General features: G+C 33.7%; 11 protein-coding genes. 2 read left to right on the plus strand and 9 right to left on the minus strand.

Annotation, left to right across the window (positions count from 1 at the left end; translation table 11 throughout):
- Positions 1-35 precede the first annotated feature (35 nt).
- The 8 genes from H5V42_RS13225 to H5V42_RS13260 all read right to left on the minus strand — a co-directional run bounded on the left by H5V42_RS13225 (position 36) and on the right by H5V42_RS13260 (position 9634).
- Entirely contained in the window at positions 36-506 is a 471-nt protein-coding gene (locus H5V42_RS13225) for a hypothetical protein (RefSeq protein WP_206682553.1), read from the minus strand.
- Positions 478-1620 carry an N-acetyl-alpha-D-glucosaminyl L-malate synthase BshA gene (gene bshA, locus H5V42_RS13230; protein WP_185783657.1) on the minus strand — a complete coding sequence of 381 codons (1143 nt, stop codon included), beginning with the start codon at positions 1618-1620 and terminating at the stop codon, positions 478-480. The genes H5V42_RS13225 and bshA overlap by 29 nt, the downstream gene beginning before the upstream one ends.
- A gap of 111 nt (positions 1621-1731) precedes the next feature.
- Entirely contained in the window at positions 1732-4647 is a 2916-nt protein-coding gene (locus H5V42_RS13235; RefSeq protein WP_185783658.1) for a glycoside hydrolase family 3 N-terminal domain-containing protein, read from the minus strand.
- Positions 4648-4743: 96 nt separating this feature from the next.
- Positions 4744-5226, minus strand: coding sequence for an ABC transporter ATPase (locus H5V42_RS13240; protein WP_185783659.1), 483 nt, complete (start codon positions 5224-5226; stop codon positions 4744-4746).
- A 1-nt stretch (position 5227) separates the two neighbouring features.
- Positions 5228-6013, minus strand: a complete 786-nt coding sequence (locus H5V42_RS13245) for a (Fe-S)-binding protein (protein ID WP_185783660.1) — start codon at positions 6011-6013, stop codon at positions 5228-5230.
- A gap of 10 nt (positions 6014-6023) precedes the next feature.
- Entirely contained in the window at positions 6024-7349 is a 1326-nt protein-coding gene (locus H5V42_RS13250; RefSeq protein ID WP_185783661.1) for a (Fe-S)-binding protein, read from the minus strand.
- A gap of 2 nt (positions 7350-7351) precedes the next feature.
- Positions 7352-8317 carry an MlaD family protein gene (locus H5V42_RS13255; RefSeq protein ID WP_185783662.1) on the minus strand — a complete coding sequence of 322 codons (966 nt, stop codon included), beginning with the start codon at positions 8315-8317 and terminating at the stop codon, positions 7352-7354.
- Between the two features lie 51 nt (positions 8318-8368).
- Positions 8369-9634, minus strand: coding sequence for an N-acetylmuramoyl-L-alanine amidase family protein (locus H5V42_RS13260; protein WP_185783663.1), 1266 nt, complete (start codon positions 9632-9634; stop codon positions 8369-8371).
- Between the two features lie 131 nt (positions 9635-9765).
- Here H5V42_RS13260 and H5V42_RS13265 point away from each other — a divergent pair, with 131 nt between their 5' ends.
- Both H5V42_RS13265 and H5V42_RS13270 read left to right on the plus strand, forming a co-directional pair.
- A complete protein-coding gene (locus H5V42_RS13265; protein ID WP_194336980.1) occupies positions 9766-12483 on the plus strand; it encodes a putative LPS assembly protein LptD in 2718 nt (905 codons plus the stop codon).
- A 10-nt stretch (positions 12484-12493) separates the two neighbouring features.
- Positions 12494-12874 (plus strand): RidA family protein, encoded by a 381-nt coding sequence (locus H5V42_RS13270; protein ID WP_185783664.1) that lies wholly within the window; start codon positions 12494-12496, stop codon positions 12872-12874.
- 32 nt (positions 12875-12906) lie between these two features.
- On the opposite strand, the gene H5V42_RS13275 is transcribed toward H5V42_RS13270, so the two are convergent.
- On the minus strand, positions 12907-13758 hold the full coding sequence (locus H5V42_RS13275; RefSeq protein WP_185783665.1) for an N-acetylglucosamine kinase: 852 nt from the start codon (positions 13756-13758) through the stop codon (positions 12907-12909).
- Positions 13759-13797 lie beyond the last annotated feature (39 nt).

Here is a 13797-nt window from a genome sequence, read left to right on the forward strand (position 1 = left end):
AAGTTGACTTGCATATATCATCGTTCAAAAGAACCTTATTTGAAAATAACTTCAATTTTTTTTGAAGTTTTTCCTATTTTACATATTGAAAAAGGATAATGAATTGTTGTAGAAAATTCACTTTCATTAGCAGTTTTTAAATCGGCAGTTAAGTATAATTTATCATTGGTTTCTTCTGTTAACACCAAGTCTACAATTTCGTAACCAACTTGTTTACCCATAGCAACAAATACTACCGTTTGCTTCTTAAAATCGATATTTGGAAACTGAATTCCTGGTTTTCTAGTACTATTAATTTGGTTGATTAATTGGCTTAACTCTTTGTTTGAATTTATCACCTGAACCTTTTGCTTATCTGTTGGAAACCATGAGTCTTGAACAATAACAACAAAACCAATATTCATTTCTGAATTAGTGTTCTTATCTTTTTGACCGTTTACAGCAAATGGCATTAGACAACAAAAAACAAAAAGTATTTTAATACGAATTTTTAAATCTTGAAGCATAGGCTTGTTCATATACCTTTTCATAAAGCGGTAAGACGGCTTCTAGTTCAAAGGTTTTTGCAACGTTTAAAGCATTTTGCTTAAACTCTTCTAATCTATCCTCTTGTTGTAATATATGAATAGCATTGGCTGCCATTTCATCTACATTACCAACATCACTTAAAAATCCAGTAACTCCATGAATATTCACTTCTGGAATACCACCTGTATTACTAGAAATAACTGCAACTTTATTGGCCATTGCTTCTAAAGCTGCTAATCCAAAACTTTCGGTTTCTGATGGCAAAAGAAATACATCAGAAAAACATAAAATACGGTCTATCTCATTACTATTACCTAAGAAGAGTACTTTTTCAGCAATACCTAATTCTTCACACTGTGCCTCTGCGAATTCTTTCTCAGGGCCTTCCCCTACCATTATTAATTTTGAAGGAATTTCTTTTTGAATTTTATAAAAGATATTAATAACATCAGGAATACGCTTAACTTTTCTAAAGTTACTAATGTGAGTGATAATTTTTTCATCCTCATCGGCCATCATGGTACGCTGACAATCAGTAAATTTTTGACTGTATTTTGTAGTTTCAATAAAATTCGGAATAACTTGAATATCATTATCAACATCAAAAATTTCTAAGGTTTGGTCTTTAAGACTTTTTGATACTGATGTTACCACATCTGATTTATTGATACTAAAAGTTACCGCTGTTTTATAAAAAGGATGATTACCAACTAGCGTAATATCTGTTCCATGCAAGGTGGTAATCATTGGCAAATAAATACCATCTTCTTTCAACATTTTCTTTGCCATATAACCCGCATAAGCATGAGGAATAGCATAATGTACATGTAAAAGTTCTATACCATATTGCCTAACAGTATCAACTATTTTACTTGATAAAGCAAGTTCATAAGGTTGGTATCTGAACAAAGGATATTCAGGAACAAAAACCTCATGAAAATGAATATTCTTATTAATTAATCCTAAACGTACTGGTTGTTGATAGGTAACAAAATGAATTTCATGACCTCTCTGCGCTAAAGCTATTCCCAGTTCAGTAGCTACCACACCACTACCACCAAAGGTTGGGTAACAAACTATAGCAATTTTCATCTGATGCTTTTTTTAAACTGTTTGAAGTTGAAAATAATCGGACTATAAACCAATATCAAATTAACTATTCAAACTTTTTTAATATTACAAATCTAGACTTTTAAACACTAGCTAATTAATAATAGAATCATAAATAGCTTCTTGTATTCTTGTTCTGAGCCCACTTTTTACCAGTAATCTATTAGTTGCTGACGGATAGGTTCTATTGGAAAGAAAAACATAAACAATTTCTTCTTCTGGGTCTGCCCAAGTATAAGTTCCAGTAAATCCGCTGTGTCCAAAACTTTGCCTTGAAACACATCCACAGGTTGGCCCTGATTCTTTTAATTGTGGTTTATCAAAACCAACTCCTCTTCTTACATCTTCATTACAGAAGTAGCACGTATTAAATTTTTTAACTGTTCTTGCACTCAAAAATCTATCACCCCCATAAAAACCACCTTGAAGATACATTTGCATAATTTTTGCGACGTCTAAAGCATTACCAAATAAACCAGCATGACCGCCAACTCCACCTTGCATGGCTGCACCCATATCATGCACATGACCTTGAATAGTTTGGTATCTAAAGTAGTCGTCTTCTTCTGAAGGAATAATTTGATTTCGATTAAATTTTTCAAGGGGTTTATACCCCATATGATTTGCGCCCAAGGGTTTAAGCAAATATTCATCTATAAGAACGTCTAAACCTTTACCGTAATAATTTTCAATATATTTTTTAAAGACATAATAGCCAATATCACTATATCTATATCGCTTAGATTTTAAGCTTTGTCTTCCAATTCTGTTGTATATAGAATCTTTATATGCCTGAGTAATAAATAATCTATCAGCTACTTGAACGGTATAATCACCAACCGGCTCTCTTCTATAAAATAAATCTGAAGGTTTTTTATTATCATCTAAAGTACTTAAATAGAATGCAATCCAAGCTGGTAGTCTTCCATAGTGAGAAAGTGACCTTAGTACAGTAACATCTTTTAGTTCTGTATCTTCAAATTCTGGTAATAGTTCTTTAAAAGTGTTGTTTAATTGAATACTGCCCTGTTCTTCCATTTGCATTAAAATAGGCAACGTAGAAAGTATTTTTGTTAATGAGGCTAAATCATAAATATGGTCGGCAGTAACACTATCTTTTGAAGTAAAGGTAGGTTTACCAAAACTTTTATCGTAAACCACCTTACCCTTTCTAGAAACAATTACTTGTGCCCCAGGAAACATAAGTGAGTCTAACCCTTGTTTAACTAATCTGTCTACCTGAGCCAACCCGTTAGAACTTAACCCTACTCGCTCTGGCAAACTATAGCCCAATCTACCAATAGCTTCTGTTTCAATTGAAGTATTCACTGGAAATATAGTTCTAATAGATGCAGGTAACTTGCCTTTTGCTCCTAAAGCTCCATATAACAATTCAGCAGCTTTAACTTGAGCAATCTCACTATTTTGATAAGCTAAGAGTATGGCATCTATTGAAGAATAGTCAAAAATGTCGTTAAGTGCATATGGGTTAGTAAAAGAAGTGAGTATAGTATTACTTGTTCTAAACTTTGAGATTTCTTGAATCCAAAACTTTTCGTTCGCTGTTAGTTTATGACTTTTCCATGGACTTTGATTACTCTTGTGTACCCCAATAATTACTAAATTAAAATTGCGAAGTTTTTCTCTGTATCCAGCCAAATCATTGGCTAATACCTCTGTTACCTCACCATATTTTTTTAGCGTATCTATAAAAGTAGAACCATCATCATCACCAAACTTTACATAAGCCACCTTTTTCTTTTCTAAAACTTTTATGGGTACAAGAGAGAACCTATTTTTAACTAATGTCAAGGCATTTTCTATGGCTTCTTCATATACTAAGTCGTTCTCTATAGTATTTAAATCTTGATATAAATTCTCAACAGCTACAGGCTTGTACTTATGTAAACCCGCTTGATATTTAGCTTGTAAAACCTTTTTTACAGAAGCTGCCAATCTTTTTTCGGTAATTCTTCCTTCTTGGTATGCCTTTATCAAACTTTGTTTAGCGGCAATAGCATCTTCCGGAATCAATAAAACATCATTACCCGCCAAAAATGCTGATAAACCTACTTCTCCAGGTGGTGCAAACTTAGATACAGCATGCATATTTAATGCATCTGTAAACACTAGACCTTTATACTTTAATTCATCCTTCAATAAACCCGAAATAATTCTTTTTGAAAGTGAAGAAGGTAAACCTTCAACAGTTTCATAGGCTGGTATGTTTAAGTGTGCAACCATAACACTACTTAAACTTGAGTTTATAAGTTTCTTGTACGGATAAAGTTCAATAGAATCTAATCGCTCTTTGGTAAAATCTAAAAATGGTAACGCTTTATGTGAGTCGGTTGCAGTATCTCCATGTCCAGGAAAATGTTTAGCAGATGATAAAATACCTTCACTGCTCATACCTCTTAAAAAAGCAGCAGCAGCAGTAGCTACATTTTCTCGGTTTTCACCAAAAGACCTATTACCAATTATAGGATTGTCAGGGTTAATATTAATATCTAAAACCGGAGCAAAATTTATATGAACGCCTAATCTTTTACAATGCTTACCAATTTGCTTTCCTACTTTTTCTATAACTAACGTATCTTTAATAGCACCTAAGGTCATATTCCAAGGAAAGGCATAAGTACTATCTAACCGCATGGCCAAACCCCATTCAGCATCCATTGCTACTAAAAGAGGTACTTTGGCAACTTTTTGAAAATCGTTTGTTAATCTTGCCTGCCTTACCGGTCCTCCTTTTGAGAAGATAACACCACCAATATCTCCTCTAGAGACCATGCTTTTAATATTGTTAGTAGTGTTTTTATCATGGCTAGAAAAAACCATAACCATAATTAGCTGACCAACCTTTTCTTCTAATGAAAGATTATCATAGGTTTTATCTACCCATGATTGTTGCGCTAAAGAATCTAATGTTACGAGAGGATTTTTTTGAGCAATGGTTGAAGTAAAGAAAACCATGGCTAGTATAAACAGCGTTTTATTCATTGGCATGAATATCAATTTCAGGATTAAAGGGTAATCAAAAATAAAAATTAAGATGACAATTGGCTCAAAAATGAGCTATACCGTATTAATTTTAAGATAATCTTACATAAAACGGGCATGCCAACTTTCTGCGGCTGGAACTTCCCAATGCTCAAGAAACTCGCCTTTAGTAGTCACTAAATTGTTAAAAACAATGGTATTTAAAGAAACAGCCTTATCCTTAGCCATTTTTCTAAAATCTTTAAGTGGTTTATAAGCTACATACTCACCTTGCTTATAGCTTACGTTCATTTTATCTAACAACACCACATTAAAGCGTTCTTCCACACTTTGTATAAAATGAACAGAGGCATCTATAGAACAACCTGAAGCACTCGCTAAAGATTGGTCTAAGCCTAACACTATAAAACGATTATATGGTAACACATAACCCGCTTTTAAGTCTGAACCATGGGCTGTCCATTGGTCCAAAAATTTTGATAAAGCTGGTTCTAGTTCATTTACCTCATCTTCAGAAAAAGTACGATTGCATTGATAAATCCATATTCGAGATTCATCTGGGAGTGTATTAAAGTCTACCAACATATTAAAGCGAATTTGCTAAAAGTTCAGCCACATCTAATACCGTTACGGTATCTTCTTTTTCGTGAGCTTTAATACCGTCTGTCATCATGGTGTTACAATATGGGCAACCAGTAGCAATTATATTAGGCTTGGTCTCTAATGCATCTTTGGTGCGTAGTATATTAATATCCATATCTCCTTTCTCTGGTTCCTTAAACATTTGAGCTCCGCCTGCACCGCAACAAAGGGCAGTTTGCTTATGACGCTTCATTTCAACCAAATCCGCGTTAGTTTTTTTCAATACCTCACGGGGTGCTTCATAAACATTATTTGCTCTACCTAAATAGCAAGGGTCGTGAAAGGTTATTCGCTTTCCTTTGTATTCACTTCCTTCAACAACCAATCTACCACTGTCTAGTAATTCTTTAAGATATTGGGTGTGGTGAATTACGTCATACTTACCACCTAAACCAGGATACTCATTTTTTAGGGTGTTAAAAGAATGTGGGTCACAGGTTACAATTCTTTTTATTTCATAACCATTTAGCAATTCAATATTCATCATTGCTTGCATTTGAAATAAAAACTCGTTTCCTGCTCTCTTAGCAACATCACCAGTAGAACTTTCTTCTGGTCCTAATACTGCAAAGTCTACGTTAGCTTTGTTTAATAATTTTACAAATGCACGCGATATTTTTTTTGCTCTATCATCATAACTACCGGCTGAACCAACCCAGAACAATATTTCTGGTTGTTTACCTTCTGCCATGAATTGCTCCATGGTCTTAACCTTTAGCTGCTCACTCATAGCTTTTATATTATTCGTTTACCCAATTTAATCTGTCCATTTGATTGTACGGCCAGGGGGCACCGTTGTTCTCAATATTAGACATCATATTATTCAATTCCATTGGGGCTGCAGATTGTTCCATTACTAAATAACGTCTCATTTCTACAATTATACTTAAAGGGTCTATACTTACCGGACATGCCTGAACACAAGCATTACAAGTGGTACAAGCCCATAACTCCTCTTTAGTTATGTAATCATCTAAAAGCTGTTTACCGTCTGGTACAAATTCACCATTATTAGCATCTATATTAGCACCAACTTCTTCTAAACGGTCTCTGGTATCCATCATAATTTTACGAGGAGACAATTTTTTACCAGTTTGATTTGCTGGACACTCACTGGTACATCTACCACACTCTGTACAGGTATATGCATTTAATAATTGTACCCAATTTAAATCCATAACATCAGAAGCGCCAAACTTTTCTGGTTCTCCTTCTGGTTCTTCAGTTGTCGCAGCAAAAGGGTCTGCAGATGGGTCCATCATTAACTTTACCTCTTTAGTCACAGCATCTAAATTTGAAAACTCTCCTTGAGGATTAACCCTACCATAATAGGTGTTCGGAAAAGCTAATAGAATATGTAAATGCTTTGAATAGTAGAGATAGTTTAAAAAGAATAGAATACCTAAAATATGCAACCACCAAGCTGTACGTTCAAAGATTACCAATGTTGACTCACCAACACTATCAAACAATGGGGCAATAAATTGGCTAATTGGATAAGCTCCTGCCTTTACATAATGCGCTGCTCCTAATTCTTGAAGTTGTAAATCAACCGCATTCATTGTTAAGAATAAAAACATTAAAACAAGTTCAATGTAAAGAATTAAGTTACCATCCTTTTTTGGCCAACCTTTCATTTCTGGTTTTAAAAATCGTTGAATACGAATTACGTTTCTTCGCAACCAAAAAATTACTACAGCTACAATAACCAAGAATGCTAAAATCTCGAAAGAACCAATTAAAAAGTCATAGAAGCCTCCCATAAAGGCAAATATTCTATGGGTGCCAAATAAACCATCAATTATGATTTCTAAAACTTCAATATTGATGATGATAAAACCTACATAAACAATTACATGTAGAAAACCTGCAACTGGTCTAACCACCATTTTACTTTGGCCTAAAGCTATTCTGGTCATATTTTTAAGCCGAGTAGATTTATCGTTAGAAACATCTACAGCTTTGCCAAGCTTAATATTTCTTGTCAACTTTTTAATATTTCTTACAAAAAAGCCAACACCAACTACTAGTGCAAGCGCAAAAATTATATTAGGTAAGTAATGCATTGTTAGTTATTAATTTCTTCAGCAGGGTCGTTTTCTGGTAAAGTATATTCTTTCTGTTTTTTACCAAAAACCGATACGTTTACATAACGCTTTGGATTTAGTCTAAAATCTTGTAGTAAGAGGTCTAATTCTTTACTAGCACTAGACAAATTATTATAAAGTTCTTCATTATTGGCCATTTTACCGAGTGTACCCTGACCTTGTTCTATTTTACCTAAAAGTAAATTTAAATTTTCTACAGACTTAGAAAAATCTTGCATTGTATTTTCTAAGTCAGCTTCTTTAAGTTGATTAGAAATGGTAGCAAAGTTGCTAGTAATAGCATTTACATTCTTTAGCGAGCTATCTAATTCTGTTTTATTATCATCCATTAACGCATTTAAGGCATTGGCACTTTTTTGAAAACTCTGTACCAAGTTGTTTAAACCCGCAATACTTTGCCTTAATTCTAATTTAGTTTTATCATCTAAAACCTCATTAACGTTTACCAATAGTGAATCTGCATTAGAGACCGCATCTTCAACCTTTAATTGCAAAGGAGTTAGTTTTTCTTGAACTAATTCTGTTAAACCAGGTTTAATCACAGCTTTTAATGTGTCTCCAGATTGTACTACAGCACTACCATCAAAAACAGGATTTATTTGAATTCCTTTACCACCAATAATACCAGTATCAAAAAGTTCTGCCGTACTATTTTTAGAAAACTCAAATTTGTTATTAATGATTAGGGTAACCAAAAGTTTACCACTTTTATCTTTGAATTTGATATCACTTACATTACCTACATTAAAACCATTAATGGTCACAACAGTACCTGTTTGTAAACCTCCAACATGATTGTAAACTGCATAGAGCTTTTTACTCTCATCAAAGATTGAATTGGATTTTAAATAACTGAAACCCAAAATAAATAAGGCAATTCCAGCAAGAACAATAATTCCGGTTTTAACTTCTCGGGATAATTTCAAGCGATTCTTTTTTTGGTTACCAACAAAATTAGCGAATAATTTGGAGTAAGATTATTGTTTTTTAGCTAATTTCTGGGCCTGATACAACGGTATACGTTCTCCATTTTTATATCCTACTACATAACAATCTGAATATCCTTTACTTTTTGCAGTAGCTTTTAGAGCTTCGGCTTCGGCCATTGTAGCTGCGTTACCATAGGTATAACGGTACAAGTTTTTATAGGGTTCTTTAGATATTTGGTCTAAACCGTTAAAATATTTTGGTTCTAAAGGATATACTTCAGCAGAAGCTTTTAATTGTACTCTGAAAGTAATTTCACCAGAAGGCTTTGAAACTATAGGTGTTTTATCTTGAACAACCTTATTTTCTGGTTTCTGAACTTGGGTTGTAGTAACTTCTTTTTTTTCTGGTATTGGTTTTGTTTCGGTTTTTGTTACCACAGGTTTTTTAGGTGTATTCTCTGGAGGCATTCTATTTTCGAGGGTAATATCTTCTTTTTTGTCTACCTCTAAAGTTGGAGTTAAATCAATTGAACTTGCTTCCATACCGTTCTTAAAGTTAACAACAGCATCTGCTATTGCCTTACCCATTTCTTGTTTTCCTTGTTGAGAATTTAAATAAGCACCCTCGTTTCTATTGGTTAAAAAACCAACTTCGACTAAAACGCTTGGCATAAAAGTTTGATGCAAAACAATAAAACCTGCTTGCTTAACTTTTCTATTTTTTCGATTTAATTTATTGGTAAAATTATCTTGAATTAGTTTGGCAACTTGTACACTTTGTTCTAAAAATTCTTCTTGCATTATAGTAAGACCTATTACTGATTCTGGCGCGTTAATGTCATACTCACCATACTTAACCTCATAATTGTCTTCTAGATAAATAACAGAATTTTCCTTTTTAGCTACATCAAAGTTTTGCTTATTGGCATGCAAACCAAGCACAAATGTTTCTGCACCAGAAGCGTCAGAACTGTGAGAATTACAATGAACAGATACAAATAAATCGGCATTTGACTCATTTGCGATAGCACCTCTTTTCTCTAGACCTATAAACGTATCATCTTTTCTAGTGTATACAACTTTAATGTTTTTTTGTTTTCCTAATAATTTGCCTGCTTCTATAACAATAGCTAAGGCAATATCTTTTTCTAAGTAGCCATTACCTAAATTACCGGGATCATGACCTCCATGGCCGGCATCAAGTACAACAACAAATTCATCAATGGGATTTGGTGCGGTATCATTTTTGTGGAAAGCAGATAACGACAAAAACAATCCAACTACGAGAATGATTATAAAACCCTTTTTATACATAAGAACGATTAACTTTTAGAATTCCCTCTTGGTTAAAATAATGGTAAACTCCTTAAAGGGGAATTAAAAATATATGTAAGTTTGGCAATCAAAAAGCGAGCCAAGCTTCTACAAAAATAGAAACAATCAACTTGGGAACAAATTATAAGTTTTTTCTTTTAGCTTTGGCGAGTTTTTTCGCGCTTACATTTTCGTACGCCCAAGAAGACCAACTTAAGCCGCTACCTATAAAGCCTGTGGGTGACACCCTTGTTGCACCTTTGTTACCTAGAAACATTCTAAACGACTCTATACCAGCAGATTCAGTTGCAACTGATTCTACAAAAAATGGTGGTGGATTTTTATTAGGCAAGATAAAATACAAGGCTAAAGACTATGTTCGAATAAATCAGAAAGAGCAAAAGATATATTTATATGATGAGGCCGAAGTTTATTACCAAGATACTGAACTTAAGGCCGGAGTCATAGTTTTAGACTATGTAAAAAATGAGGTCTATGCAGGTAGATTAAAAGATACCACCACCAATACCTACACTCAGTTACCGTATTTTAAACAAGGTACTAACGTAGTTATACCAGATTCTATTCGATTTAATTTTGATACCCAAAAAGCGTTAATTTGGAACTCAAGAACCGAACAAAGTGCTGGTTTAGGTTCTTTTGGCAGTGATGCCATGAAAGTACTAGCCGAGGTAACAAAAAAAGAAAATGATTCTGTTTATTTCTTAAAAAATGGTAAGCTAACTACCTCTAAAGATACACTAGACCCAGATTATTATATAAAAATTAGAAAAGCCAAATTTGTTCCTGGAAAGAAAATAATTGCGGGTTTTAGTAATATGTATTTGGTTGATGTACCCACACCTATTGCTTTACCATTTGCTTATTTTCCACTAACTACCGGTAGAACTGGCGGATTACAATTTCCAACATTTGGTAATGACCCACAAAGAGGCTATTTTTTAAATAATTTTGGATACTATTTTCCGGTTAGTGATTATTTAGATTTATTTGTTTCTGGTGATTTCTATACCAACGGTAGTTATGGATTTAGAACCCAATCTGTGTATACCAAACGCTATAAGTACCGGGGCAACATCAATTTTAGATTTGAGAATTTGGTAAATAGTCAAATTGGTTTTGATGATTATTCGCGTAGCGCCATTTATAATTTACAAATAAGTCATTCACAAGATGCTAAAGCTAATCCTAATTCAAGGTTTGCGGCATCTGTAAATTTAGGAAGCAGTAATTATTATGCTCAATCAGCTAACCAAATTAATTTAGCCAATACCCAAACTAACAATTTATCTTCATCTATCTCATATTCCAAAACATTTCCAGAATATCCTTCTGTTAACTTGAGTGTATCTGCTACGCATAACCAGAATACGAACACAGAAGTAGTAAATCTGACCTTACCAACTTTACAAGGAAGTATGGAACGTATTTTTCCATTTTCAAAAAGAGAAGGAACTAAAAAAGGGGCTATTCAGAATTTAAATTTTCAGTATAGTTTAAATGCTAGAAACCAAATTACAACTACTGATTCTTTATTTCTAAAACCAGGCATGTTTGATAATGCAAGGTTTGGAGCTACACATAGGGTACCGTTGAGCACTAACTTTAAGGTTGCTAAATATTTTAGTGTAACTATGGGCGGCAGCTATGAAGATATTTGGACGCTTCAGACATTTGAACGAGGGGTCGAAGCCGATGATGAAAATAACCGTGAAGTGGTTTTAGATACCATAAGTGGTTTTGATAGATTTAATAGGTATAGTTTAAATGCTAGTGTAGGAACTACCTTATATGGAACATTTAATTTTGGAGAAGACAAAAAAATTCAGTCTATAAGACACGTTATTAGACCTTCTATTGGATGGGGTTACACTCCATCTTTTGAACAGTTTTACACCACCTATACAGATAATGACGGTGAAGAGGTTTTATATAGTAGATTTGAAGGCACTTTAAACGGTACTCCTAGTTTAAACAAATCTAATTCTGTTTCGTTCTCTGTTCAAAACACACTCGAAGCAAAAGTTAGAGATAAAGATTCCACAGCGTTTGAGCCGAAGAAAATTTCTATTTTAAACAACTTAAATTTTTCAGCTAACTACAATTTTGAAGCAGATTCTTTAAAACTTTCTCCTGTTAATTTTAATGGTGCCACCGCGCTATTTGATAAAAAATTATCCATAAATTTCTCTGGAAGTATGGATCCCTATGCTATTGATAATAATGGAACCAGAATAAATACTTTGAATATTAAAAATGGTGGTAGTCTTTTTCGCTTAACTAGAGCAAGTATCAACTTAGGGTATTCCATTGATAGTGATTTTTTTAAACGCGATAAAGAAAAAACAGATTACGAAGAACAGGACCAAGATGAACTTTACAGAGCTCAAAGTGGTGGTAGAACTGATGATTTATTTGGTTTTGCAATGGATACAGGGCCAGCTCAACGAGATGGTAAAGATGGAGATGTTGAAAACCCTGTTTACGGCACAAAAATACCTTGGGATATACGCATAGCATTTAATAGCAGCTACAACAATAGTAATAGACAAAGTGAATTCACGACAGCCTCACTTATGTTCTCTGGCAATGTAGAACTTTCACCACGTTGGGGCGTGCGTTACTCTTCTGGTTATGACTTTAAAAATAAAGGTTTTACCCTAACCCAACTCGGGTTCACAAGAAACTTAAAAAGTTTTGATTTACGCTTTAATTGGGTACCTTTTGGAAGAAATCAACGTTGGGATTTTTACATAGGTATAAGTAGTTCTTTGTTGAGCGATTTAAAGTGGGAAAGTCGCAGTCAACGTAGATTAGGTAATAGATAGCATTATTGAAATGAAAAAAATAATAAATACTGATAAGGCGCCTGCTCCAATAGGTCCTTATAATCAAGCTGTTTTAATTAAAGATACGTTATATATTTCTGGACAAATACCAATTGATCCTGCCACCAGAAAGTTGATTGAAGGTGATATTAAAGCTGAAACCAAGCAATGTCTAGAAAACCTCAAAGCTATATTAGAAGCAGCTGATTTAAACTTTGAGCATGTTGTAAAATCGAGCATTTTTGTAAAAGACATGCATCAATTCGCGCTTATAAATGAAGTGTATGGTTCTTATTTTAATGCTGACACTGCTCCAGCTCGTGAAACTGTAGAGGTTGCGAACTTACCAAAATTTGTGAACGTAGAAATAGCTATGATTGCCGTAAAATAACGCAAACAAAAACAGCAAAGGAAGACCTTTTATTAAAGGTTTTCTTTATGAAATTCAACTAAACCTTCTATTGGTCTTTGTCGAATTACACCTAGTACTAAGTCGTTATTTTCAATAACTGTAGTTAACTCTTCTCTTAAGTAATGAGCTATACTACCCACAAAATGAACTGGTACTTTAGTAGCCAACTCAAATTGCATAATGTAATTATTAACAAACTGTTGAAATCCTTTTTGGATAACCCCCTTGCAATAAGGATGCTCTTTGTTTTCAATCATAAAACGAGCAAAAGTTGCTAGGTAAGTGTTTGGATTAGGTTGCTTATATAAATGCTCTTTAATGTTGTCAGCTTCAAGATTGTATTCTTTACTAAATTTAATTCCTAAATCTTGAGGCATTTTATGAAAGTAATAATCGCGTAGTAATTTTCTTCCAAAGAAATTACCACTTCCATCATCCATTAAAATATAACCTAGTGAAGTTACTTTCTGAAAAAGCTGGTGCCCATCATAATAGCTACAGTTAGAACCTGTACCTAAAATACAAACAATACCTTGCTTGCCAATAGTTGTAGTTGAATAAATGGCAGCATAAGTATCTTCTCTAACATCAACTTTTGCGTTCGGAAAAAATTCTTTAAAAATCTCTCCTAAAAATCGTTTCATACGGTCAGTACCACAACCTGCTCCATAGAAAAAAAGCTGTTTTACTTCTTCTTTTCGTTTAGAAATATCAAAGTTATTTGCCAAACGGTCTTCAATAACTTCTCTGGTTAATACTTCTGGACTTAACCCAAGAGTTTGGGTATTAAATAATTTTTCTCCGTTGTCATCTAAAGCAATCCAATCTGCTTTAGTGGCACCACTATCAACGATTAATATCATACTTAAAAATAAATATTCCTGAAATTAAGGAATAATAAC

Origin of the sequence: Croceivirga lutea (assembly GCF_014235875.1) — a bacterium.
GTDB lineage: Bacteria > Bacteroidota > Bacteroidia > Flavobacteriales > Flavobacteriaceae > Croceivirga > Croceivirga lutea.